The sequence below is a fragment of the Bacillus sp. CGMCC 1.60114 genome, assembly GCF_042676365.1.
In the GTDB taxonomy this organism is placed as follows: domain Bacteria; phylum Bacillota; class Bacilli; order Bacillales; family Bacillaceae_G; genus Bacillus_A; species Bacillus_A rhizoplanae_A.
On the sequence record NZ_JBHTHG010000007.1, the window covers coordinates 85,025 to 109,626 of the forward strand.

Consider the following 24,602-nt stretch of genomic DNA (forward strand, 5'->3'; position numbering starts at 1 on the left):
TTAGGGAGGAATTCTATTATGTCTACAATTGAAACGAAGCTTGCCCAAATTGGAAATCGCAGTGAAACAACAACAGGAACAGTAAATCCCCCCGTTTACTTCTCCACTGCGTATCGTCACGAAGGAATTGGAAAGTCAACAGGGTTTGATTATTCCCGAACTGGAAACCCAACACGTCTTCTATTAGAGCGTGCAATCGCTGACTTAGAACAAGGCGAACAAGGCTATGCCTGTAGCTCAGGAATGGCGGCTGTTCTTCTTGTCCTTTCACTATTCCGGTCTGGTGACGAACTTATTGTATCTGAAGATTTATATGGCGGAACATATCGTTTATTTACAGAGCACGAACAAAAATGGGATGTTCGATGTAGATACGTAGATACACAGCATATACAAGAAATTGAAAAAGCAATTTCACCAAGGACAAAAGCAATTTTCATAGAAACACCAACAAATCCACTTATGCAAGTAACGGACATCGCAGCAGTTGCTACCATTGCAAAACGTCACAATTTACTTCTTATTGTTGATAACACATTCTACACACCATATTTACAACAGCCATTAACAAAAGGTGCTGATATTGTCCTGCATAGTGCTACAAAATATTTAGGTGGTCATAACGATGTATTAAGCGGACTTGTCGTTGCTAAAGGGGCAAAGTTATGCGAGGAACTCGCTCACTATCATAATGCATCTGGAGCTGTGTTAAGCCCATTTGATTCTTGGCTTTTAATACGCGGTATGAAAACATTAGCACTGCGTATGAAGCAGCATGAAGAAAACGCAAAAGCAATTGTTGCTTACTTACAGGGAGAAGAAACAATAACCGATGTTTTTTATCCAGGAAAAGGTGGGATGATCTCTTTTAAACTGCGAGAGGAAACGTGGATTGATCCATTCTTACAATCTCTTTCTCTTATTACGTTCGCAGAAAGTTTGGGCGGCGTAGAAAGCTTCATTACATACCCAGCAACACAAACGCATGCCGATATACCAGAAAAGATTCGCACTGCCCGCGGTGTTTGTAATCGTCTGCTCCGCTTCTCTGTAGGAATTGAGAATCAAGATGATTTAATTCAAGACTTACAGCAAGCACTCAAACAAGTAAAAGAAGGAGTGAGAATATGAGTTATTCCCTAGATACGCTTTTACTTCATAATCGTTTTAAACATGACAAACAAACAGGTGCTGTAAATGTTCCTGTTTATAATACATCTACATTTCATCAGTTTGATGTAGATGCATTTGGAAAATATGATTATAGTCGTTCGGGAAATCCAACGCGCGAAGCTCTTGAGGAAATGATTGCTTTACTAGAAGGTGGGAGCAAAGGGTTTGCCTTCTCATCTGGCATGGCTGCTATTTCAACAACTTTTCTTCTTTTATCACAAGGAGATCATGTCCTTATTTCTGAAGACGTATATGGAGGTACGTATCGAATTGTAACTGAAGTTCTCTCTCGTTACGGCGTTTCCTACACATTCGTTGACATGACAAATTTAGAAGAAGTAGAACGAAATATTCAGCCGAATACAAAAGTTTTTTATGTTGAGACACCATCAAATCCATTATTAAAAGTTACAGATATTAGAGCCGTTTGTGAGCTTGCAAAATCTGTTGGAGCGCTCACTTTTGTTGATAATACATTTTTAACACCGTTATTTCAAAAACCATTAGCTCTTGGGGCTGATATCGTTCTCCATAGTGCAACAAAATTTATTGCCGGTCATAGCGATGTTACCGCAGGGTTGGCAGTAGCAAAAGATGAAGAACTTGCAAAAAAAATTGGTTTTTTACAAAATTCTTTTGGTGCCATATTAGGACCGCAAGATTGTTCCCTCGTCCTTCGCGGCTTAAAAACATTAAGCGTTCGCTTAGAGCACTCTTCACGAAGCACTGAAAAAATCGCCTTTTATTTACAAAGACATCCAAAAATTAAAGATATCTATTATCCTGGATTACCGTCTCACGCCGGATATGAAACGCAGAACACTCAGGCAAAGTCAGCAGGAGCTGTCCTTTCCTTTACATTAGAATCTGAACATGCATTACGACAATTTCTAGCACATATTCAGCTTCCTGTATTTGCAGTTAGTTTAGGAGCAGTTGAATCGATTCTTTCGTATCCAGCCAAAATGTCACACGCTGCCATGCCACAAGAAGAACGTGAAAAACGAGGGATTTCAAATGCACTACTGCGTTTATCGGTTGGATTAGAAAACGTAGACGATTTAATTGCGGACTTTGAGCATGCACTTACGTATGTAGAAGAGGTCGTTATCTCTTAAAAAAGGTTAAATCTGGTCATGCATAGAAGCGATTTATAGGTAGAAAATAATTATAGACTCAAAACAAACACTTTCCGTTAGGAGAAATAAGAGAGCTAGATGAAGAAAATTCATCTAGCTTTAAATCTATTAAACGGATAATTTCATTAAAATTTGAGTTTCTTTAAACCCTAATCTTTTATATAATTCTTTCGCCGTATTCGATGCAAATACATTTAAACCTATTTCTTCATAACCCTTTAATTTTAATTCCTCAATTCCGTGCTGGATAAGCATCTTAGATAGTCCTTTTCCACGATATTCAGGTAAGACAAATATATCATAAATAAATCCATGGATTGCATCTGTAGAGTAATCTCTATTTTGACCAAGAAGAATCCATCCTTGTATTTGATCCTCTTCTTTGGCTACTAGATAATATCCCCCTTTTTCCAGTATAGCGGTAAACATTGCATATACCTTTTCTTCCGGAGGGTTAACTGTATTACCAGTACTTTCATATACCCCAGCTGCAGAATGCTTTAAAATAACGCTCACATCTTGATTATTAGCTTTTAGAATTGGAAGTGACATCATATTTTCTCTCCCATCACCAGTAAAATAAGTTTCCATAGAGATTTCCTTTTGATGTACCCATGTATTTTGCACCTCTACACATCGATTTTCATCGTATCGTAAGCAAATGTTATATTCATACCTTCTGTTCGCAATTCAGCTTCGATTTCTTTCAGTTCATCATATCCAAGGTTATCTACTTCTTCAATGTGCGTAATAATTGTATGTTTTGCTTGTAATTGCTTCGCTACTTCTAGTGTATCTTCAAGCGTCGCCTCGCGTATGCGTTCAATAAAAGTGCGATCTCTTATTTGCTCTTTCGTCCTCCAATCAAACTCGACGATTCCCATCGGCAAAATAGCTACATCTAAATTACCAATTAGATGAGCAGGTGGTTCCCATCTATATAATTCATCCATTGCAATCAATACTCGCTTTTCTTTTTCTTCTAATAAAAATGCATACACGTATTGTTCATGTAAACGAAACGGAGTAACTTTCACATTATTTTTTATGAAAGATTGTCCATCACGTAACACAATTAAATCAATCCATCCTTGCTGCTGCATAAATTGCAGATGATCCCATGATCCTAAAAATTGTTTCATATCTTCTGCTACTTGCTCTGGTACATACACAGTAGTAGCGCAAGATTTATTCGTTTCAAACGCCATCGTTTCCCAAATTCTCCTGCCCATCGTATGATCAGGATGCCAATGTGAGTAAATCCCAGCCTCTACTTTTGAAATGTTAGATCGCTCTAATTGCAATCGTATTTCCTCTGGTGTATCAATTAATAAATGAAGATCGTGAATAAAAACACTTGGACCCATTCTGCTATATGGTAAACCCTTTTCTCTAGCCTCTTTACTTACTTTTCTACAGCTACCTGGTCTTGGAGTTGGCGTAGCACCACCAGTTCCTAAAAATTCCATTCTCATGACTATCCCCTCTTTCATCCGTACTAATTTCTAGATTGATATATACGATTCCTTTTCTAATTATTCTAAAAATTTTATTTTATATTGTTGAAAGAAAAATAAAATATGGTAAAATTATGATATAAATGGAATTTTTTTTATTTAAGAACGAAAATATCTCTTATTTCAATTTACAAACTTTGATTTATCTCGTTGGAAAAACGTCCAAAATTATCTAATTTATTTACACCATGTTCTCTTTTCTTACAATTTCTTTACTTTAGAGCATTTTTTTTGCAACAACTGTTTTCTTTGCTTTAAAATTTTGTAATGTATATTATGGTATAACAGCACGCATGGAGGTGGAAAAGAATATGTTAGAAACCTTTCAAAAGGAATTAGAATTGTATGAAAACAATGCAGAATTATTGAAGGTACTTGCTCATCCAGTTCGTTTATGTATTGTAAAAGGATTGATTGAACGAGGACCAAGTAACGTTTCTACAATGTATACAGGTTTAAACATGCCCCAATCTACAATTTCTCAACATTTAGCAAAATTAAAAAGCGCTAAAATTGTTTCAAGTGAAAGAAAAGGGCTAGAAATTTACTACAAAGTAGAAAATGAAACGATTATTCAATTAGTTCGCGTATTACTAGGTTAAGGGTATTCAAATAAAAATAGGACGTATTGTATATTTTTGATCTCATATCTTTAATATAAATATATATCATGAGGGAAAATATAAAAATACTACATAATCCTAAACAAAACGTCGTATTAACCTACAAAACAAGCGCAGAGTTTTACTCTGCGCTTGTTTTATGAAAAAATATGTAGATAACGCTCTAGGTTTAAACACGGAATCCCTTTTTGCTGAATGACAACTTCAAAAGCATCTCCCATGCCACCTTGTAAAATCATTGAACGAATCGCTCGGTTTTTCTTTTGTTTATCAGAAAACGGATTACGATCTTGGTGATTTACAAGCTGTTCTAAAATACCTGCAGCTAGTAAAAATTCCCTTTGTTTCGTATGCCATACTGTTTGCAATCCATTCTCTTTTCCAACCGTCTTCAATACATCCCAATGAATATGAGTTGTTATATCCATCTCTCCTGGAAATTGAAGAGGATCCCGAATCATTTGATGCCTATAATAGCTTCGCATGCTTCCCTCACGATGAGCTGGATGCGCCCATTCTTCATTCGTATAACCATAATCTATCGTTATAAGCAATCCTTCCTGCAGCCAACTTGCCAGCTGTTTAACATAATCATTCATTTGTAACGGTACTTCAAATCGTTGTCCTTCATACAGTGAAATTTGATGTCTTTGCAAATACTTTATAATATTGTTACTATCCAACGGTCGCAATACTTCAACAAGTCTACCTTCACTGTTATACTTTACACGTACTTCATATAACATTCTTTCTCGTTTCTCTATCACTTCTACAGGAAACGCATCAAACAACTCATTTGAAAAAACAATTCCTGTAAAGGAAGCTCCTAGCTCCTCATAGGATGCATATTGCGAAACATTTGAAAAAGAAATAAGTTGTTGTTTCTGTAACTCTCTATGAAACGGACTCACCTCTATAATTGAGTATTGCATATTTTCAAACGTATCAGGAGATATCGTTTGCCACTCTTGTAACATGTCATACGCAAATCTTCCCGTTCCCCCACCAATTTCACATATATGCGGTGAAACAACTCCTGATTTCACAAGCTGAATAAAAAAACGAGCAAATGTTTTTGCATAAACAGAAGACACATTACTACTTGTAAAAAAATCTCCTTGCCTTCCGATTTTTTCACGTTCTTTCATATAATAGCCATTGTTTACGTCATATAATGCAAGGCTCATATATGTACTATAAGAAATAGACTGGTCTATTTCTTTTTTCATTGCTTGTTTTAGAACGTGTTCCATTCTCGTACCCCTTATTGTAAAAATGGATTATTTTCTTTTTCAAAACCAATTGTTGTTTCTGGGCCATGTCCACATAACACTTTTGTATCATCCGGCAGTACAAATAACTTCTCTTCAATACTCATGATTAATTCTTGGAAACTGCCTCCTGGTAAATCCGTACGACCAATGCTCATTTGAAATAAAACATCTCCGGAGAATACAGCATTTGCTTCTTTGCAATAGTACGAAATACTTCCTGGTGAATGACCTGGTGTTTCATACATATCAAATGAAAACGAACCAATTGTTAATACTCCTTCTTCCTCGATGATGTGGTCCGCAGGTTTTGCCGTAATACTACGATTCATCATAAAAATTTGCGAGCCATTACAAGTAGCATCTTCTAGCCAATCCGCTTCCTCTTGATGAACATAAACCGGAATTTGAAAAGCAGTACGTACTTCATCTACCGCACCAATGTGATCGAAATGTGCGTGTGTTAACAAAATAGCCAATGGCTTTAACTGTTGTTGTTTTACATAATTTACAAGCTTTTCCCCTTCACTACCTGGATCAAAAATAATACATTCTTTTTGATCATTACTTAAAATATACGCATTTGTTTGAAGTGGGCCTAACGGCATTTGAATCCAATTCACTCTTAATCTCCTCCAGTCATTACATTCATTTTCATCATACAACATTTTCTTCTCATAAGAAAAGAAACGATACCTCGACAACAATATAGAAAACATGTACAATAAAAATGAAAAAATATTACAAAAACTCAGACAAAAATGAGAGAGTAGAGGGGGATATGTATGGGTCTTGTTATTATTTTTGCGTTAGTCACTCTGGTAGGTGTATACTCTTCTCTTAAAACGTTGCGAGATAAGAACCTTCTTGCTGGAGGTTTTTCCGTTGCAACTGCACTTGTTTTCGGTTGGTTTACAGTCATGACCTTTATAAACAATGGCTATCCACCAACACATTAAGCGTCTTGTCTAAACTCTCTACATACATCATGGTTTCTAGCATATGCAAAAAGGAAGGGATCTCCCTTCCTTTTTCTTATCATGCACGTAAAAGATGATTCATTTCTTAGTCTTCGACGCGTATAAAGATTCACCTTATTTTGCTTCATAAATATATTTTTTCACAAGCCACGCACCGCCGATTACTCCAGCATCATTCCCAAGCGTCGCAATTGCTAGTTTTGTACTTTTAACAGCACGTGAAAATGCATATCTTTCAAAGTAACGTTGAATTGGTTGCAGCAATGCATCACCTGCTTTTGATACACCACCACCAATAACAATTTTTTCTGGATTTAATGTACTAGAAAGGTTTGCTACCGCTAGCCCTAAATAAGAAGCTACTTTGTCTACTATTTTTGCTGCTAATGCATCACCTTGTGCAAGTGCATCAAATACATTTTTCGATGTAATGCTTCCTTCTTGTTCTAGCATCGAACGTAGTACACTTGCTTCATCTGTTTCCTGCATTTTTTGCATCGCAACGCGTACAATACCAGTTGCTGAAGAAACTGTTTCTAAGCATCCTGATTTCCCGCAATTACAAGCAAAGCCATTTTCTGTTACAACTGTAATATGACCGATTTCACCAGCTGCCCCACTTATACCATGTACGATTTCACCATTTGTAATAACACCGCCACCAACACCCGTTCCAAGTGTCATACAAACAATATCCTTTGAACCTTCTCCAGCACCCTTCCACATTTCTCCGAGTGCTGCAATATTAGCATCATTATCAACGACAACTGGCAAACCAGTTTCTACTTCTAATAAATCTTTAAGTGGATAGTTTTTCCATCCTAGGTTTACTGCTTCATAAATCATTCCAGAAGCAACATGAACAGGTCCTGGAGCACCCATCCCAATTCCGATTAACTTGCTTTTTAACTTACCTAATTCCTCTAACTTTTTATCAATTGCCTTCGCAATATCAAGTGTAATATGTTTTCCCTGTTCACTTATATTTGTCGGGATTTCCCATTTATGTAAAAACTCACCGTAAATGTTAATAAACGCTAACTTAATTGTTGTTCCACCAAGATCAACACCAACCAACCATTTCTCTTCCATTTTACTATCCTTCCTTCATCGATTTCTTCAGTTAATCGCGGCCAGTAAGACCCCACCTCAAGATTCTGAGGAAACAAAGAAGATAGATGGGGAATAACTGCTGACATGCGCCCGATCGGGCGGGCTTCCATCAGTGGGGGATGCCCCCCCCCCACTGATGGAAGTTTCACTTTATCTCTTTTTGAATTTCCTGCTTTAATAAAAATAAGGCAGTTTGATAATCTTTTGGCTCAATCAGCTGTGATTTATATAATTCACGAAGCTCATCGTCCATTAATTGTAAGTCCGCAACACGGTCTCCTGTATAAATAATCGTTCCAAATTTCTTTAATAATTGTTGAATATCATAAACAGATATCATTCTTTCACCCTCTATGTCCACTTACTATAAAAACATAATAAGAAAACGTTCACATATTTTATTATAATAAACATGAAAAAGAATCGTCAATTTATAATTGACCTATGTAAGTTCCAAAATAGAGATTGTTTCTTTTTCTGTAATAATTTTTTGTACAGTTTTATCAAACGGCTCAACTGGGATATGAGAGACAATTTGAAAATCAAAAACTAATGATAGCGTTTTCTCTTTATAGTTCACAAGATAACGATCATAATATCCTCCACCATATCCTACACGTTCTCCTTTTCGCGTAAACGCAACACCTGGCACGAGAAGTAAATCAATCTCCTCCGCTGATACCTCTTCTGTTATAGACGGATCTGGCTCTCGTAAATTCATATAAACCGTTTCCAGTTGTTCAAAATTCGTAATTTGGCGAAATGTCATTGTTCTTGTTTCACGATTACATTTTGGGACAACAATTGCTTTCCCTTCTTCCCATGCCTTTTCAATAATTGCATATGTATTTACTTCACGTTCCATAGAAAGTGTAATCCCGATTGTTTTTGCCTCAATCCATTCTCGTTGTTTATATAAAGAATCTACAATTTTTGCTGATAAAGTCGTATACTGTTCTTCCGATAAAGCATTCATACGCTGCAATATTTCTTTTCGTAATCTTTTTTTCTCTTCTTTCATCATAAATTCCCCCTATATACAAAAGAAACAGTAGGAAAATATCCTACTGCTTACTTTGTTTCGCGGTGTAACGTAGACTTCTTGTCACGCTTGCAATATTTTTTAAGCTCAAGACGCTCAGCGTTGTTACGTTTGTTTTTCTTTGAGATATAGTTACGATCTCCGCATTCTGTACATGCTAGAGTAATATTTACACGCATTCTTATTTCCCTCCAGTCACTAATAACTTAAATCAGACTATACTATAATACCACTTTTAAAATAAAAATTCTACACCTTTTGATATTGTCTAATTTTTTCTATAAGAGTATTCATATTTTCCTTTGCTATGACTGGATTTCTTGCTTGAGAATACACAAGAAATTTCGGTTGATTTACATCAGAAACAACATAGGACCACTCTTCTTCCGCATGTGTAAACTTAATTCCTTCTAATACCTCAAACTCCCGCTGTGCCATGTCCCGCAGCAACATCCCTAACACTTTTCCTTTCTCATTCCATGAACAAACTACCTCGTCACATAATAAGTAAAGTGGTGGATATTGCTCTAACATTGCCGGAAGTGTCTTCCCTTGAAGAACAATTAACTCCAATAATTTACCAATTCGAAATAAAATATCCTGCTGCCATCTCATTTGAAATAATTTCTTATTTTCATTCTGCATATAAAAAAGAAGATAACATTCTCCTAACTTTAATGATAATGGATAGACACATTCATCCTTTTCAAATAATAAATTTGGAATATCAATCTCCTCACAATTTGTGTTTTTGTAAATATTCCCATAAGAATCATATAACTCAAATGTATTTCCTTGTTCACGAAACATAATAGCCATATCTGCTTGACTTGATTTCATTAATGACTTAATATGCTCTTTTTTCTCAGCCGCATATATCCACGTTACTGTGCAGCCAATTTTCTGTAAAAAAGATAGTAACAAAGACTGAATCATTTCATCGCACTTATTTATAAGAAGATGGAATGTTTGTTTTTTTATAGCTGGTACATCTATTAATTGCAGAGCAGATTCAATATACATTTTTGAACAAACATGTATGACTTCGTTATTACCGATTTTTTTACAATCGACATATCGAAATGACTCCGCCATATACAAATTTTCTATTTCTTTTTGCTTTTTATATGTTAATCCCATTCCTTCTTCATTATAAAATTGAATGACTAGTTTCTCATCTTGCCCCTTATAAAAATACACACCGCCAACGACATTTGTTTGCCCGACCGCATATCGAAAACAAGACTCATTTATTTCTTGGCATTCCATTGTATGCAATCCCACTGTATGAACAGCATGTAAAAAAATATGTTTAAACATTTCTACTTCTACATGTGCACTACTGCCAATCAGCAAATTTCCTCCTTCTTCTAGCAAAGAACCGTATGCCATTGCTAATTTCACAACAACTTGCGGTGTAATATCTAAATTACTTCTTCCACACATACGACTTTTCTGCAGAAAACACGAAATATTTTCATGCTCTCTAATTCCAGATGAAGCAATAATTGTACTGTTTTCAACCACTTTCTCTGGCCATACCTTTCCCTTCGCCTTGATCACTACATTCCGTCCAATTCGACATTGATCAGCCACAACACTCTTTTCAAATAAAGTAACTCCATCTTCAATAATTGTACTTGCCCCAACTGTCGTTCCAAGCAACTCACATTGCTTTCCTATGTACGTATGGGGGAGTAAAATACTTTTTTGAAGACGAGTATATGCAGAAATCATGCTATGCTTACCGATAATAGAATACGGCTCAATAACAGCTCCTGTTTGTATTGTTGTTCCTTCACCAATAAAAGCAGGACCGTGGATCTTTGTTCCTTTTTCAATTGTTACATCTTCGCCAATCCATACCATTGGCAACACTTCTGTATATGGAATAGGTACATGAACTTTCTTTGTAAGCAAGTCAAATTGCGCCTGACGATATTGAGCAAATGTTCCAATATCAAGCCAATATCCATCCGCTACATATCCATACATGGCTTCTTTGTTTTCTAATAAAGGAAATACATGGTGACTAAAATCAAAAAACGTATGAGGTGTAATATAAGAAAAAATCTCGGGGTTCATAATATAAATACCAGTGTTTACTGTATTGGAAATTACTTCGTTCCAGCTTGGCTTTTCAATATATTTAATAACTTCATGACGCTGATTTGTTACAACTAATCCATACGATAACGGATTAGCTACTTCTTTTACAAACATTGTAACTATTCCATTATGACTGTTATGAAAATCAATACCTTTTGACAACTGAAAATCTGTTAGCGCATCTCCGCTAATCACAACAAATGGCTCATCTAAAAATTTCTCTGCTTGTTTTACACTCCCCGCCGTACCAAGAGGAGGAGTGTCTTCAAAATAATAGAGCTTTACTCCCCATTTACTGCCATCACCAAAATAATTTTGAATAACGGAACTCATATATTGAACAGTAATAGCAATTTCTCGAATACCATGCTCTTTCAATAGTTCAATACTATATTCCATCACTGGCTTTTGTAGTAGAGGCAACATGGGCTTGGGAAGGTTACATGTTAACGGACGTAAACGCGTCCCTTTCCCTCCTGCTAAAATAACCCCCTTCATTGGCATTCAACCTCCACATTTATGATGTTGAACTGCTTTTTCATACGTGTGTGCGGTTGCTCTTGCAATTTCACCCCAACTATAGTGAACAAGAACATCTTCATATCCTTTATTTGCCACGCACTGAGCAAATTCTCGTTGTTCTATAATAAATATTAATTTCTCACTCAAATTTTGCGAACAACCTGATTTCATTTGAAACCCATTCACACCATCTATAATAATCTCTTGTAGGCCACCCACACGCGAAACCAAAACTGGTCTCTTTGCAAGCATCCCCTCTAATGCAACAATCCCAAAAGGTTCATACAAGCTTGGAATTAATAATACATCACACCTTTGAAGAAAAGCTCGTTGTTCTTCCTCTGTAATATGACCGAGAAAAAAGATAGAGTGTTGCAGTCCTCTTCCTTGAACAACTGCACGGTACTGCTCTAACATGGGCCCTTGACCTGCAATAATAAATATAACCTGTGGGTATCGCTTAATAATCTGCGGCGCAGCTTCAATAATCGTATAAAAACCCTTCTCATTGACAATACGACCAATTGAAAATATAACCAATCTTTCTGCTAAATTATAACGCTTCGTAATTTCTAATGAAGGCGTAACAGCATGAAAGAAATGACGGTCAATCCCATTTGGATGTACAAAAACACGTTCACCATTTACTTCCAAATCTCGTACAACCTCATCTTTCATAAACTGACTACAAACAATCACAATGTTAGATTCTTTTACTAGCTCTTTTTCATGCATATGTATTTGCCATTGCAGTGATGTATAAATTCCACCATTGCGTCCACGTTCCGTTGCATGAATGGTTGTAACGAGAGACAAATGTTGCTGTTTTTGCAGTTCCATCGCACAAATAGCAACAAGCCAATCATGAGCATGAATCACATCAAACTTATAACATTTACACAGTTCCTGTGTATAAGCAAACATAGACTTGTTTAACTGAGCAATCCATTCATAAAAATGATACTTTTCACGATCATCAACTGAAACACGGTGCACATGTACATCATGTATCTTTTCATATGTCGTGCAATGCTCTTCGTGTACAGTTACTACATGCACATAATGTCCATTATGTGCAAGAGCCCGGGATAATTCATACACATGTCTTCCTAGGCCACCTACCATCATCGGGGGATATTCCCATGCCAACATTAAAATATGCAAAGGCTCCATACATCCCTCTTTTCTCTTCACGTAGAAGAATAAAGTGAAACTCCCTTTCATGAACGCTTTTTTCATGAAAGGTTAGTTGAACCAATCGGGCTCTTACGGGTGGTTTGACCTTCTTCTTGCTTATACCTCTTACCAACCGTTTGAGCGGGGTAAAGTGCAACTTCTTTTCATGAACGCTTTTTTCATGAAAGCTTAGTTGAACCAATCGGGTTCTTACGGGTGGTTTGATTTTCTTCTTGCTTATACCTCTTACCAACCGTTTGAGCGGGGTAAAGTGAAACTTCCTTTCATGAACGCTTTTTTTCATGAAAGCTTAGTTGAACCAATCGGGCTCTTACGGGTGGTTTGACCTTCTTCTTGCTTATACCTCTTACCAACCGTTTGAGCGGGGTAAAGTGCAACTTCCTTTCATGAACAAAAAGTAAGCGCTTTCTTTCAATCGCATTATAATCCATATTACCACCATAATAATAAAGTAACAATAATCCTTTTTTGTAACATTTTGACTAAAAAAAGAGAGGAACATTCTGCATTCCTCTCTTAATAATTTTTATTCATTTAATAAATAATGCTTCCCTTTTACAAGATAAAAAACATTTTCCGCAATGTTTGTAGTATGATCTGCAACTCGTTCAATATAACGTGCAATAAACGACAGTTGTGTGATTTGTCCAATCGTCTCTGGCTGATTTGGAATAGAAGAAATAAACTCGCGAATAGCTTTCCCATAAAGTTCATCGACTTCATCATCCATCTCAGCAATCTTTTTCGCATATGTTAAGTTTTCTTCTCTATAAGATTGAATCACATTTTGCAGCATATCTATTGCAATTTTGAACATATCTTCAAGGTTTTGTAATGATACAGATACTTCTTTTTCACCAAGACGGATTGTCGACTTGGCAATATTTACTGCGTGATCTGCAATACGTTCTAAATCTGTTGCGGTTTTAATTGAAATAAAAATTCTTCGTAAATCACTAGCAACAGGTTGTTGTTTCGTAATCAACATTAATGCAAAATCATTAATTTCTTCTTCCAAATTATCCATACGATAATCACCATCGATTACCTCAAGCGCCTTCTCTACATCTCTTGTACGCAATCCTTCCATTGCAATTTCAAGAGCTTGTTTTGCTAATTCACCTAGTTCAATAATTTTTTGCTGTAATGCTTGCAGATCATACTGAAATTGTTCGCGTACCATGTTGGTCCCCCTTTATTCGTTACACGTGCCCCAATATAAGATGAAGCTCTCACCGAATTATTCCAATTGATAAGAACATACATTTCTCTCTCAAACAGACACTATTAACCGAATCGGCCTGTAATATAATCTTCTGTTCGTTTGTCTGTTGGAGTTGTAAATAATTTATTCGTTTCTGTATATTCCACTACTTCTCCACTTAAGAAGAAAGCAGTTTTATCAGAAATACGCGCTGCTTGTTGCATATTATGCGTAACAATAACGATACTGAAATCTTTCTTTAACTCTTGAATTAACTCTTCCACTTTTAATGTAGAAATTGGATCTAACGCTGATGTTGGTTCATCCATTAAAATGACATCTGGTTCAATTGCTAAGCAACGTGCAATACATAAACGTTGCTGCTGTCCACCTGATAGCCCATACGCATTATCATGTAATCTATCTTTTAATTCATCCCAAATCGCCGCACCGCGCAAACTCTTCTCAACAATTTCGTCCAACGTTTTCTTATCGCGAATACCATGAATCTTCGGGCCATACACAACATTTTCGTAAATTGATTTTGGAAATGGATTTGGCTTCTGAAATACCATTCCAACATGTGTACGCAGTTCCTCAACAGGATAAGATTTTTCGAAAATGTTACGATTACGATATTCAATTGCCCCTGTTGTCCTAACGATTGGTACTAGTTCAACCATACGATTTAATGTTTTTAAATACGTAGATTTTCCACAACCACTCGGCCCAATAATTGCTGTCACTTCATTTTCGTAAATACTTAAATTAATATCCTTTAATGCATGGTCTTCTCCATACCATAAGTTTAAATTTTTCGTATCAAATACCACTTTTTTTGTCTGAGGGATAGTTTTTTCTTCATTTTTCACCTGTACATTTACTACTGTGGATACCATTTTGAAATTCCCCTTTCATCCATGTCCTTCTTACTTACGATTTCGTAGCCATATTGCAAAAGTATTTATAAAAAGCAACAACAGTAGTAATACAATAATCCCAGCTGCTGCTACATGCTGAAACTCCTCTTGCGGCCTGCTCATCCAATTAAAGATTTGAATTGGTAAAACTGTAAATTTATCAAATACATCAAGCGGTACATAGTTTGCAAAAGCAAGTGCCCCAATAACAAGTAATGGCGCTGCTTCTCCAATGGCTCGTGATAATGCTAAAATACAGCCTGTTAAAATTCCTGGCATCGCTGCCCGAATAACAACACGAGACATTGTTTGCCACTTCGTTGCTCCTACTCCATAAGAAGCTTCTAACAGAGATTTCGGTACAGATCGAAGTGCCTCTTGAGCTGCTACAACAACTGTCGGCAAAACGAGAAGACTCATCGTTAATGCTGCTGCCAATATACTTTCACCTAACTGCAATCCATATACAAACATTGTTAACCCCAATAATCCAAAAACAACAGATGGTACTCCTGCCAACGTTTGAATGTTGATTTTTATTATTCGTGTAAACAATGATTGCTTGGCATAGTATTCTAAATAAAGAGCTGTTCCGACTCCAAATAAAAAAGAAGTAGGAGTAACAACACTCATAAATAAAATCGTTCCCGATAAAGCAGCTGCAATACCAGCTTTCTCCGGATTTCGCGATGCAAAATTAGTAAAAAAATCAAATGAAATATATGTTATGCCTTGTCGGAAAATTTGGTACAACAAAAAAATTAATATACAAATTGAAAATAACATCGTTATACGAAATGCAATCTTGCATACACGATCTTTCCGGAATCGAGAAGGCATATGTTCTTCTATATTTCGCTCATTTAACATACGCATATTATGTCGCCTCCTTAAAGCGACGCATAATATACTGCGCAATCACATTCATGATCAATGTAAAAATAAATAGCGTTGCTCCGACAGCATACATACTGTAATAGGTCAGCGTTCCATAAGGAGCATCTCCTAAGCTAACTTGCACAATATAAGCCGTTAGCGTCTGAATAGACTGTGTCGGGTCTAATGATAAGCTTGGCGTTGAACCGCCCGCAATGACAACAATCATCGTTTCTCCAACTGCTCTTGAGGCGGCTAACACAATCGCTGCTACAACTCCCGTAAAAGCTGCTGGTAATACAATGTTCTTTGCCGTTTCAAAACGAGTGGCCCCGATTGCAAAGGAAGCTTCTCGCACCTGATTCGGTACAGCACGCATCGCATCCTCACTAAGAGATGCAATCGTTGGAATCATCATGATACCAATTACAATCCCTGGACTAAGTGCATTAAAAAACTGTAAATCCGGGACGACGCGCTGCAAAATAGGTGTAACAACTGTTAAGGCAAAAAAACCGTATACAATTGTCGGAATCCCCGCCAATAGTTCTAATACCGGTTTTAATACCTTCCTTGCTGAATTAGAAGCATATTCACTTAAAAATATTGCACTTCCTAATCCAATTGGAATTGCAACAGCCATTGCAATGATAGTAACAAGCACAGTTCCATATATAAGCGGTAAAATACCAAACTTAGGGTTTTCAAAAAAAGGAAGCCATTCTTTTTCTGTAAAAAAGGAAACCATTGATACTCTTTCAAAAAACATAAATGTTTCATTTGCTAAAGTTACAATAATTCCTATCGTTGTAACAATAGAAATACTGGCGATTATTCGTAGTACGAAAGGAACCATTTGATTGATTCGCTGTGCTTTCTTTCGCTTGCCCATATTTCTTTCAATCAAATGTTGAACAGAAACCGTAACGCGACTCTTATCATTACGAGCCAAAGATGAAAACCCCTCTCCATCCTGACATTATTTTTGTATTTCTGTTAACATTTGCAGTTGTTGATTATATTTATATTGCGGTAACTTCACATATCCAATCTCCTCTACAAGCTCTCCTGCGTGCTTCATCATAAAAGATGCATAATTCGCAACACTTTTTTTTGCTCGAATAGAAGAATTGTTTACATATACATAGAGCGGCCTAGACAACGGCTTATATGCCCCAGATTGAATTGTTTCTTTCGCTGGGGGAATACCGTTAATTTTTACGGCCTTTACTTTGTCACGATTCGCGGCATAATATGCATATCCAACAAACGCAATTGCGTTTTTATTACTCATAACACCTCTTATTAGAACATTGTCATCTTCGGATAATGTAACTGTTTTTGTTATGAGATTTTTTTGCAACACTACATTTTGAAAATAATCGTACGTACCAGAATCTACCCCTGGTGCATAAAATTGTATCGTTTCCTGCGGCCATTTCGGATGAATTTGTGACCATTTTTTCGTTGTCTCATTTTCACTCCATACTGCTTGTAACTCTTCTATTGTAAGATTATCTGCCCATGTATTCTCACGATTCACAATAAGCGTAAGTCCATCATACGCAATTTGAAGTGGCGTATACGTGATGTGATGCTTCATAGCAAGTTGCTCTTCTTCTTTTTTCATTGGCCTAGAAGCATTCGTCATATCCACTTCGCCTTTTCCAAAACGATGAAACCCTCCTCCTGTTCCAGATATACCAATGGAAATTTTTACAGAGGGGTCTCGTTTCGTATACTCTTCTGCCACTGCTTCCATAATCGGAAAAATTGTAGAAGATCCATCAATTTGTACTTTCCCTACAATATTCGCGGCAGAAATAGGTAACGCATTAGCAGATAAAAAAAATATCGATAATATAACCATGGTGTATGTTCTATTACGTTTCACGTAATATTTCCTCCTAGGGGCCTTCTGATAACAGAAGTACACATATAAGAATAATGCCGAACTATTAACTCGGTTTTAATAGTTTGTAAAAGTTTTGTAAATATCAACATTTCTTTATACGCTAACGAACAAGCAATAATGCCGAACTATTAACTCGGCTTTAACAGTTTGTAAAAGCTTTGTAAACATCAACATTTTTTATACATTAACGAACAAGCAATTATGCATCTGTAGCGTATATAAAGTGAAACTTCTGTCAATGGAATGTTTTCTCCATTGACAGTTAGTTGAACCAATCGGACTCTTACAGGCGGTTTAGAATCTCTCTTCCTTGCTCTACTGCTTACCGTCTGTTTGAGCAAACTTTTACCAGCGAATGCTTCCCCTCCTATCTTCTTTATTTCCTCTGAATCTTGAGAGAAGAGTCTTACTATCTGTGAATAACGGGATGAATCTCATTTCATTTATTAAATTACAAAACACAAGTCTTATTCCATAAGCTTGTACACTTCTTTCATCACTATATGCGGCACACATAAAAAAAAGCACACTATCTTCACAGATAGTGTGCCAACCTTACATATTTTTATTCTTATTGATTTGTTTTTGAAGTATCTTCTAATGCTCCAGCGTTTCCGCTAATTTCTTGCTTTTTCAAATCAAAGTATGCGTCCATAACTCGGCGTGCAATATTTCTGCTGACTGGATTGTGATCATCAGACAGCCACGGAACAACAACAGAAAATGCAACTTCCGGATCAGATGCCGGCGCATATCCAATCATCGTTAAATTATACGTATTTGGCAATTGACCTAACCTTGCTTTTACTTCTTTTTGGTCAGGACCTGCATAAACTGACTGTGCTGTTCCTGTTTTTCCTGCCGGATCATATGTGGCAGTACCAAAAGCAGTATGACCTGTTCCGTTCTGTGTTTGCATTACCATTTTAAAGCCATCTTGGACGTGTTTAATATAATCCTCTTTCATATCTACTCGATTTAAGACAACTGGTTCCATCGACTGCACAACTTGCCCTATATCTTCTGGTTTTGAAGTCGGCCTGCGAATTTCTTTTACAATTTGCGGCTTCATGCGATAACCGCCATTCGCAATCGTTGATACATATTGTGCCAATTGCAGAGGTGTATAAGTGTCAAACTGTCCAATCGCAAAATCAAGTAGCTTACCAGGTTCTCCTGCTGGTCCTTTTACTCCATACACCTCATTCGGTAAATCTATTCCCGTTGGCACTCCAAGACCAAATTGATTAAAGTAATAACGCATTGTATCAAAAGTCTTTTGTTTAACGTTTAATGTACCACCCGGCACATATGGTGTACCAGCAATTGCCATCGCCGTTTTAAACATATATACGTTTGAAGATCGTTGCAGGGCAGTTAAGTCATCGATTGGTCCCATTCCATTCCCTGTCCATGACTTTTTCACCTTCGTACCTTTAAAGTTCAGTGGTTCATCGACAATTACTTCTCCTGGCGTAATAGCTCCTGTTTGATATCCTGTCAAAAGAGTTGCCCCTTTTACAGTCGAACCCATTTCATATGAACTCGTCATCGTGCCAAGTGCATAATCTTTTAGAGTAGACTGCCCATTGTCATTCGCAAATTGTTTACCAGCCATTGATAAAATTTCTCCGTTTTTCGGATTCATCATAACAACGAACGCCCGGTCCATATAACCTGCTGAGCCTGAGGCTTTCGCTTTTTTCATTTCATCCTCAATAATTTGTTCAACCTTCTTTTGCAGTTCCATATCAATAGTCAGAGTTAAATTCTTTCCGCTTTCTCCTTTAGATACGTAATCTGTTTCAATAATGTTGCCCTTTGAGTCTGTAATATTTTTCACTTCTGCTTTTGTACCATGCAATGCGTCTTCATATTGCTGCTCAATATAACTTTTTCCGACGCGATCATTACGATCGTAATCACGAACTAAGTAGTAATCTAGATTCTCTCGCGGTAATCCCTCATCAGAACTCGTTACACCGCCAAGTACAGTGCGGAACATATCACCATAAGCATAGTTACGATCCCAATCAACCGTAGTGTCTACTCCTGGCAACTTTTCTAAGTTCTCACTAATTACAGCATATTCTTCAGGTGTAACATCTTTTTTTATAATTTGCGGCGTCATTGCATAACCGCTGTCCATTTTACTCTTAATTGCTAACACCTTTAAATCCTCAGCAGTTAATTCATTTAATTCTGCTTCTGTAATATGGTCCAGTTGACGCTGTGCCAGTTGCTTATCATCAATCTTTTTCGCTTTGAAATCCGCTTCATCTTTTTTCGTGATTTTTTCTTTTGCCCGCTCTGGATTTAACAGCATCCAATAATCTTTTTTATCTCGTTCTGTTAACTTATCAGTCGGTACATCAATCAGTTTCGCAAGTTGTTTTGCGGTTTCTAAACGTTCTTCAGGTTTCGACCCCTTCACTCTTGTATACGTAATCGTTCGAAGTGGTGTATTATCTACAACTGCACGACCGTACCTGTCAAAAATCTTTCCGCGTGGAACAGGGGTACTTACTGTTAAGTTTTCTTTTTTATCTACTTCATTTTTATAACTTTCACCATTTACAATCTGTACCATTCCTAAGCGGACAATAACTGTAGAAAACAGTAAAAACACACAGAAAAACAACACGTTTAACCGAAACGGAATCGTGGTTTTCTTCTTTTTCTTTTTCTTACTCATACGGACCCCCTCTGCCAACCGCTATACAAGCGGAAAGGGACACCTTCTTCAGGTGTCCTCGCTACTGTCATATACGTTTTATTATTTTAACATAAAATAGGGCAGAAGTTAACCTTCTCCTTCAGTTGTATTTTGAGTCGTTTGTACAACGTCTAGCCTTGCACAATGCGCTTTTTCATCACCGTATTTGACATTTCGAATTGCAAAATAGATGAGTAAATGTCCAGCACCCAATATTAATAATAAAACAGGCAAACTTTTTTCTGCCGGAAATAACGAAACCGCTAGTAGGAAACTTAAAACAGAACAGATTCTTCCTCCGTTTAACCATAGTTCACGAACAACAATATATTCTACTCGCCGCTCTTTTGCTTGTTTGGCTCTGCCAATTATATCATATGTCATCGAACCGTATGGAACAAGAAGAATTGGATACGCCACAGCAATACAAGCTGCATATATGAGCAATTTCGTATACGTAACATGAAAAACAACTAAAAATACAACGGCATATAAAATAATTCCACCAATTAAAATGGCTTTTTTTCTCCATTCCTTTTTCATTACACGTGCTACTAAATAGTAACAAATGAAAGAAACAGCAGAATTTACAAGTCCATATTTTCCTAGCGCTAATTCGCTTCCAGAAGCCAAGTACACATATACAGAAATAACAAATATAAATGTACCTTCTCGTAAACCTTGAAAGAAGTGAGCAAGTGTAATTCTTCCCCAGTTTTTATTATTCTTTCTCTCTTTCATTACTTCAACAAGTTCATAACGTCCTTCACATTCACGCTTTGTGAGAAAAAAACTGACCACAACTGCAATAGTAAATAAGGTTAAAGACAGAAAAAAAACGAATGTATAACCACTCCACTTTTCCATACGCGAAATGATAAATCCGGATGCAATCGGACCAATCATGCCCGAAAATGAGCTAAGCAATCCGAGAAATCCGTTAAAAAAATCCCGTGTCTCCGGCTCTGTAATTTCAAATGTTAATAAATTAAATGAGAGCCAGTAAAACCCATATCCCATTCCAAGCAAACTACCGATAAGTAAAATATACTGAGAAGCATTTGTTCCTGTTAGTAATACAACAATAAAAAAAATAGCTAATGTTGTCACACCAATTCGGAGCAAAATCGTACGATCTACTCGTTTCGCTAATTTTCCGGCAACAAGAAATGTCAGTGGTTGTAAAACAACGCTTGCTAAATTATAAAGACCAATATTCACAAAATCCTTCGTTTGTTTCCATAAATAAATATTAACAAACGTATTCGACAACGAAATAGCCAACGCATATAACCCGCCAATTGTGAGTAATAATACTAAGTCACGATTCACCTCAACATCGCCAATTAAATGTTTCCATTTCATATGAACTCTCCTTTACTTCATGTTCTAGTCTTCCAAAGAAGGCCACAATTATGTAAAGAAGAAGGGGTAAAGTGAAACTTCCGTCAATGGAGTGCTTTTCTCTATTGACGGTTAGTTGAACCAATCGGGCTCTTACAGGCGGTTCATGGTTCTCTTCCCTGTAAAGCTTCTTACCGCCTGTTTGAGCGGGGTAAAGTGAAACTCCCGTCAACGGAGTGTTTTTCTCCATTGACAGCTAGCCTTACCAATCGGACTGGTGTGAGAAAACAAAAAAAGCTAGGAGAAAGATCTCCTAGCTTTTATAAGTATAATTATTTTGCGTCTTGGTAACGTTTTTCAACTGCGTTCCAATCTACAACGTTCCAGAATGCACCGATGTAGTCAGGACGACGGTTTTGGTAATGTAAGTAGTATGCATGCTCCCAAACGTCTAATCCTAAAACTGGAGTTTTACCTTCCATTAATGGAGTATCTTGGTTTGGTGTGCTTGTTACTTCTAACTCACCATTGTTTACAACAAGCCATGCCCAGCCAGAACCGAAGCGAGTTGCGCCTGCTTTTGCAAACTCTTCTTTAAATGCATCGAAGCTGCCGAATTTCGCATCAATTGCGCCTGCAAGTTCACCTACTGGCTGTCCGCCGCCATTTGGAGAAAGAATTGTCCAGAATAAAGAGTGGTTTGCATGTCCACCACCGTTATTGCGTACTGCTGTGCGAATTGCTTCTGGCACTTCGTTTAAGTTTGCAACTAATTCTTCAATGCTTTTTTCTGCTAATTCAGCATGTCCTTCTAATGCAGCATTTAAGTTTGTTACGTATGTGTTGTGATGTTTTGTATGATGGATGTTCATTGTTTCTTTGTCAAAATGAGGTTCTAATGCATCATACGCATAAGGTAAATTTGGTAATTCATGTTTTGCCATTGTTATATTCCTCCCATTGTATGTATTTACCGATAATGACTCGGCATACAAATTCATTTTACCCTAATTACATAGGGCTGAAAACAAATTTAACGTATTGCCTCGCTAACATTAAAGTAGCAAATTTCCCATTTCTTTTCAAACGAAATGCTCATGTATTTCGTAAAAAAAGCTTCCTTCTATAAGGAAGCATATGTGCTATGTATGAATATTTGAAATGGGTATGGACCCTGTAGGACTCGAACCTACGACCGGACGGTTATGAGCCGTCTGCTCTAACCAGCTGAGCTAAGGGTCCACAATATATATACGAATAATTGCCAAGGTATCTTGTATGTTCTAGTCAGTTAAACTACTACGGAATGTATGATTACATATAAAAATGTAAGATAAATTTACCATATTGAAAAGAAATGTGTCAATTGTATTTTCATATCACGCATGATATATCTTGTGATTCTTTAGAAACGTACGTTACAATGAGGTGGTAAATCAGTATATTTAAAAGAAGGAAGTGAATTCATGTCCATATTTACGCAATTGTTTAAAAGTTTATATGTACCAAAAGAGATGGCACTTTTTCGTTTTCAAAAAGTCGGAAAAACGATTCTTTACATAATGTTGTTATGTTTACTTGCTACCGTTCCAAAAACAATTCTATTTGGAAGTTTCATTCAAGATGGTATCAGTCTGGTTGATCGTTCTATCGAAAAAGATGTGCCTGATTTTAAAATTGAAAATGGTGAACTTCATGCAGACATCGACAAACCCATTGTAAAAGATGACACAAATTTTATTTTTGTATTTGATCCAAACGCAACGGATACAAGTGCGTATCCAAACCGAGATGGTTTGTTCATCTTAAAAGATAAGGTGACTTCAGCAGCAGAACAAAAAACACAATCATTTCTATATAGTGACTTTGGAAATTCAACTTTTGAAAAGAAAGATATTCAAGAATTAGTTTCATTTGTCGATAGCATATATCCAATTGCTATGTTCGTTATCGGGATATTTATTTACTTATTCCAGCTCTTCATTACATTCCTTGGTGTTACGCTATTAGCATTTATCGGCTCTGCAATGAGCGGACAGCGCAAGCTATCTTACAAACAAATTTGGACATTAACTGCTTACAGTTATACAATCCCAACTATATTCTTTATGATAATGGACTTGTTAAAAATTTACGTCCCAAGTGCGTTGTTTTTATTTGTTACTGTTGTTCTAATTGTACTTTACTTAACAATAAAAGAAGTACCAAAGCCAAAAGAAAAAAATTCACTTTAAAAAATGCCTTCAAGGCATTTTTTTTTTGGACAAGCATATATTTTTCTACAAAGGAGTGAGAAATATGAAAAGACTTGGCGGCATCTTATTGTTGCTTGTCCTCGGTTACATTTTGTACTACGATATTACAATCGGCACTTTGCCGTTGCTTCATACATATTCCAAAACAAAAGAAACTTCAGCTAAAGCTTCAAAGAACGACCAAAAAGAAAATATATTATCAGCAAAATATAAAATCATTGAAGTAAAAACAGGTGATACCGTTCTATCCATTACAGAAGAAATTAACAAAAAAAAAATTCCTTCTATTGAAAAGGTTGTTACAGATTTTAAAGGATTAAACCAAAATGAATCTCCTGCAAAAATACAGATCGGAAAAAAATACAAATTCCCTCTCTATCCATAATAAAGTGAAACTTCCATCAGTGAGGGGGTTTTCCATTCCCCACTGATGGAAAGCTCTCACCAATCGGGCTTTTACGGGCAGTTATCCCCCCCACCTACCTTCCTCGTTTCTCTTTGAATCTTGAGGTGGGAGATCTTACTGCCCACGAATAGCAGGATAAATAGCATTACATAATTCTTGTCAACTGCAGCAAAGCGCTGATACAATAGAAAAAGTGAAACTAGACATTTGGCTTCACTAGATAAATACTGCATATAATATGAATTGTATTTGTCTACAAAATAAGAAACTTCTTTTATAA

At 36.6% G+C, this 24,602-nt stretch carries 24 protein-coding genes and 1 tRNA gene; 6 read left to right on the plus strand and 19 right to left on the minus strand.

From position 1 onward, the window contains the following. Positions 1-18 precede the first annotated feature (18 nt). Both ACFQZ1_RS03580 and metC read left to right on the plus strand, forming a co-directional pair. A complete protein-coding gene (locus ACFQZ1_RS03580) occupies positions 19-1,131 on the plus strand; it encodes a methionine biosynthesis PLP-dependent protein (protein WP_377880725.1) in 1,113 nt (370 codons plus the stop codon). Further along, on the plus strand, positions 1,128-2,291 hold the full coding sequence (gene metC / locus ACFQZ1_RS03585) for a cystathionine beta-lyase (protein WP_377880726.1): 1,164 nt from the start codon (positions 1,128-1,130) through the stop codon (positions 2,289-2,291). Before ACFQZ1_RS03580 ends, metC begins: the two co-directional genes overlap by 4 nt. Positions 2,292-2,420: 129 nt before the next feature. On the opposite strand, the gene ACFQZ1_RS03590 is transcribed toward metC, so the two are convergent. Together ACFQZ1_RS03590 and ACFQZ1_RS03595 are read right to left on the minus strand one after the other, a co-directional pair. Further along, positions 2,421-2,903, minus strand: coding sequence for a GNAT family N-acetyltransferase (locus tag ACFQZ1_RS03590; RefSeq protein WP_377880727.1), 483 nt, complete (start codon positions 2,901-2,903; stop codon positions 2,421-2,423). A 38-nt stretch (positions 2,904-2,941) separates the two neighbouring features. Beyond that, positions 2,942-3,787 (minus strand): MBL fold metallo-hydrolase, encoded by an 846-nt coding sequence (locus ACFQZ1_RS03595; protein WP_377880728.1) that lies wholly within the window; start codon positions 3,785-3,787, stop codon positions 2,942-2,944. A gap of 353 nt (positions 3,788-4,140) precedes the next feature. On the opposite strand from ACFQZ1_RS03595, the gene ACFQZ1_RS03600 reads away from it, so the two are divergent. Next, positions 4,141-4,431 (plus strand): ArsR/SmtB family transcription factor, encoded by a 291-nt coding sequence (locus tag ACFQZ1_RS03600; RefSeq protein WP_000894376.1) that lies wholly within the window; start codon positions 4,141-4,143, stop codon positions 4,429-4,431. A 158-nt stretch (positions 4,432-4,589) separates the two neighbouring features. On the opposite strand, the gene ACFQZ1_RS03605 is transcribed toward ACFQZ1_RS03600, so the two are convergent. Continuing rightward, positions 4,590-5,705, minus strand: coding sequence for a class I SAM-dependent methyltransferase (locus ACFQZ1_RS03605; protein WP_377880729.1), 1,116 nt, complete (start codon positions 5,703-5,705; stop codon positions 4,590-4,592). Between the two features lie 11 nt (positions 5,706-5,716). After that, entirely contained in the window at positions 5,717-6,346 is a 630-nt protein-coding gene (locus tag ACFQZ1_RS03610; RefSeq protein WP_377880731.1) for an MBL fold metallo-hydrolase, read from the minus strand. A 162-nt stretch (positions 6,347-6,508) separates the two neighbouring features. Between ACFQZ1_RS03610 and ACFQZ1_RS03615 the strand changes: the two genes are divergently transcribed. Further along, positions 6,509-6,682, plus strand: a complete 174-nt coding sequence (locus ACFQZ1_RS03615; protein WP_377880732.1) for a DUF2759 domain-containing protein — start codon at positions 6,509-6,511, stop codon at positions 6,680-6,682. Between the two features lie 135 nt (positions 6,683-6,817). On the opposite strand, the gene ACFQZ1_RS03620 is transcribed toward ACFQZ1_RS03615, so the two are convergent. From ACFQZ1_RS03620 to ACFQZ1_RS03690, 15 genes are all read right to left on the minus strand, one after another. Next, positions 6,818-7,795 carry an ROK family glucokinase gene (locus ACFQZ1_RS03620; protein WP_377880733.1) on the minus strand — a complete coding sequence of 326 codons (978 nt, stop codon included), beginning with the start codon at positions 7,793-7,795 and terminating at the stop codon, positions 6,818-6,820. Positions 7,796-7,961: 166 nt separating this feature from the next. After that, positions 7,962-8,156, minus strand: a complete 195-nt coding sequence (locus ACFQZ1_RS03625) for a YqgQ family protein (RefSeq protein ID WP_377880734.1) — start codon at positions 8,154-8,156, stop codon at positions 7,962-7,964. Positions 8,157-8,258: 102 nt separating this feature from the next. Beyond that, the gene (locus ACFQZ1_RS03630; RefSeq protein ID WP_098307772.1) at positions 8,259-8,837 is read right to left on the minus strand and encodes a 5-formyltetrahydrofolate cyclo-ligase; all 579 of its coding nucleotides are present in this window, start codon (positions 8,835-8,837) and stop codon (positions 8,259-8,261) included. A gap of 50 nt (positions 8,838-8,887) precedes the next feature. After that, positions 8,888-9,037, minus strand: a complete 150-nt coding sequence (rpmG, locus tag ACFQZ1_RS03635) for a 50S ribosomal protein L33 (protein WP_012095458.1) — start codon at positions 9,035-9,037, stop codon at positions 8,888-8,890. Between the two features lie 70 nt (positions 9,038-9,107). Further along, positions 9,108-11,465: a sugar phosphate nucleotidyltransferase gene (locus ACFQZ1_RS03640; RefSeq protein WP_377880735.1), complete on the minus strand. Its 2,358-nt coding sequence runs from the start codon at positions 11,463-11,465 to the stop codon at positions 9,108-9,110. A 6-nt stretch (positions 11,466-11,471) separates the two neighbouring features. Next, positions 11,472-12,662: a glycosyltransferase family 4 protein gene (locus ACFQZ1_RS03645; RefSeq protein WP_377880737.1), complete on the minus strand. Its 1,191-nt coding sequence runs from the start codon at positions 12,660-12,662 to the stop codon at positions 11,472-11,474. Positions 12,663-13,212: 550 nt separating this feature from the next. Next, complete coding sequence (gene phoU, locus ACFQZ1_RS03650; protein ID WP_377880738.1) at positions 13,213-13,869, minus strand: phosphate signaling complex protein PhoU; 657 nt, start codon at positions 13,867-13,869, stop codon at positions 13,213-13,215. A 104-nt stretch (positions 13,870-13,973) separates the two neighbouring features. Then, positions 13,974-14,789 (minus strand): phosphate ABC transporter ATP-binding protein, encoded by an 816-nt coding sequence (pstB, locus tag ACFQZ1_RS03655; protein WP_377880739.1) that lies wholly within the window; start codon positions 14,787-14,789, stop codon positions 13,974-13,976. 30 nt (positions 14,790-14,819) lie between these two features. Continuing rightward, complete coding sequence (gene pstA / locus ACFQZ1_RS03660) at positions 14,820-15,686, minus strand: phosphate ABC transporter permease PstA (protein WP_377880740.1); 867 nt, start codon at positions 15,684-15,686, stop codon at positions 14,820-14,822. 1 nt (position 15,687) lies between these two features. Continuing rightward, positions 15,688-16,638: a phosphate ABC transporter permease subunit PstC gene (gene pstC, locus ACFQZ1_RS03665; RefSeq protein ID WP_377880742.1), complete on the minus strand. Its 951-nt coding sequence runs from the start codon at positions 16,636-16,638 to the stop codon at positions 15,688-15,690. Between the two features lie 27 nt (positions 16,639-16,665). Further along, positions 16,666-17,580, minus strand: coding sequence for a PstS family phosphate ABC transporter substrate-binding protein (locus tag ACFQZ1_RS03670; protein ID WP_377880743.1), 915 nt, complete (start codon positions 17,578-17,580; stop codon positions 16,666-16,668). Positions 17,581-18,172: 592 nt separating this feature from the next. After that, positions 18,173-20,296 (minus strand): peptidoglycan D,D-transpeptidase FtsI family protein, encoded by a 2,124-nt coding sequence (locus ACFQZ1_RS03675; RefSeq protein ID WP_377880745.1) that lies wholly within the window; start codon positions 20,294-20,296, stop codon positions 18,173-18,175. A gap of 108 nt (positions 20,297-20,404) precedes the next feature. Continuing rightward, entirely contained in the window at positions 20,405-21,682 is a 1,278-nt protein-coding gene (locus ACFQZ1_RS03680) for an MFS transporter (RefSeq protein WP_377880746.1), read from the minus strand. A 311-nt stretch (positions 21,683-21,993) separates the two neighbouring features. Further along, entirely contained in the window at positions 21,994-22,605 is a 612-nt protein-coding gene (gene sodA / locus ACFQZ1_RS03685; RefSeq protein WP_377880747.1) for a superoxide dismutase [Mn], read from the minus strand. Between the two features lie 224 nt (positions 22,606-22,829). Next, positions 22,830-22,903, minus strand: a tRNA-Ile gene (locus ACFQZ1_RS03690). A gap of 224 nt (positions 22,904-23,127) precedes the next feature. On the opposite strand from ACFQZ1_RS03690, the gene ACFQZ1_RS03695 reads away from it, so the two are divergent. Then, positions 23,128-23,895 (plus strand): DUF1189 domain-containing protein, encoded by a 768-nt coding sequence (locus ACFQZ1_RS03695; RefSeq protein ID WP_377880749.1) that lies wholly within the window; start codon positions 23,128-23,130, stop codon positions 23,893-23,895. A 64-nt stretch (positions 23,896-23,959) separates the two neighbouring features. Next, the gene (locus tag ACFQZ1_RS03700; RefSeq protein WP_377880750.1) at positions 23,960-24,301 is read left to right on the plus strand and encodes a hypothetical protein; all 342 of its coding nucleotides are present in this window, start codon (positions 23,960-23,962) and stop codon (positions 24,299-24,301) included. The last annotated feature ends 301 nt before the right edge of the window (positions 24,302-24,602 follow it).

Coding starts and splice junctions, on each gene's coding strand:
- ACFQZ1_RS03630 (WP_098307772.1), bottom strand. CDS start 8,837: ATGAAAGAAGAGAAAAAAAGATTACGAAAAGAAATATTGCAGCGTATG.
- ACFQZ1_RS03645 (WP_377880737.1), bottom strand. CDS start 12,662: ATGGAGCCTTTGCATATTTTAATGTTGGCATGGGAATATCCCCCGATG.
- ACFQZ1_RS03675 (WP_377880745.1), bottom strand. CDS start 20,296: ATGAGTAAGAAAAAGAAAAAGAAGAAAACCACGATTCCGTTTCGGTTA.
- pstA (WP_377880740.1), bottom strand. CDS start 15,686: ATGCGTATGTTAAATGAGCGAAATATAGAAGAACATATGCCTTCTCGA.
- ACFQZ1_RS03620 (WP_377880733.1), bottom strand. CDS start 7,795: ATGGAAGAGAAATGGTTGGTTGGTGTTGATCTTGGTGGAACAACAATT.
- pstB (WP_377880739.1), bottom strand. CDS start 14,789: ATGGTATCCACAGTAGTAAATGTACAGGTGAAAAATGAAGAAAAAACT.
- metC (WP_377880726.1), top strand. CDS start 1,128: ATGAGTTATTCCCTAGATACGCTTTTACTTCATAATCGTTTTAAACAT.
- ACFQZ1_RS03625 (WP_377880734.1), bottom strand. CDS start 8,156: ATGATATCTGTTTATGATATTCAACAATTATTAAAGAAATTTGGAACG.
- ACFQZ1_RS03615 (WP_377880732.1), top strand. CDS start 6,509: ATGGGTCTTGTTATTATTTTTGCGTTAGTCACTCTGGTAGGTGTATAC.
- ACFQZ1_RS03700 (WP_377880750.1), top strand. CDS start 23,960: ATGAAAAGACTTGGCGGCATCTTATTGTTGCTTGTCCTCGGTTACATT.
- ACFQZ1_RS03605 (WP_377880729.1), bottom strand. CDS start 5,705: ATGGAACACGTTCTAAAACAAGCAATGAAAAAAGAAATAGACCAGTCT.
- ACFQZ1_RS03580 (WP_377880725.1), top strand. CDS start 19: ATGTCTACAATTGAAACGAAGCTTGCCCAAATTGGAAATCGCAGTGAA.
- ACFQZ1_RS03590 (WP_377880727.1), bottom strand. CDS start 2,903: ATGGAAACTTATTTTACTGGTGATGGGAGAGAAAATATGATGTCACTT.
- ACFQZ1_RS03600 (WP_000894376.1), top strand. CDS start 4,141: ATGTTAGAAACCTTTCAAAAGGAATTAGAATTGTATGAAAACAATGCA.
- phoU (WP_377880738.1), bottom strand. CDS start 13,869: ATGGTACGCGAACAATTTCAGTATGATCTGCAAGCATTACAGCAAAAA.
- ACFQZ1_RS03595 (WP_377880728.1), bottom strand. CDS start 3,787: ATGAGAATGGAATTTTTAGGAACTGGTGGTGCTACGCCAACTCCAAGA.
- sodA (WP_377880747.1), bottom strand. CDS start 22,605: ATGGCAAAACATGAATTACCAAATTTACCTTATGCGTATGATGCATTA.
- rpmG (WP_012095458.1), bottom strand. CDS start 9,037: ATGCGTGTAAATATTACTCTAGCATGTACAGAATGCGGAGATCGTAAC.
- ACFQZ1_RS03695 (WP_377880749.1), top strand. CDS start 23,128: ATGTCCATATTTACGCAATTGTTTAAAAGTTTATATGTACCAAAAGAG.
- ACFQZ1_RS03680 (WP_377880746.1), bottom strand. CDS start 21,682: ATGAAATGGAAACATTTAATTGGCGATGTTGAGGTGAATCGTGACTTA.
- ACFQZ1_RS03640 (WP_377880735.1), bottom strand. CDS start 11,465: ATGAAGGGGGTTATTTTAGCAGGAGGGAAAGGGACGCGTTTACGTCCG.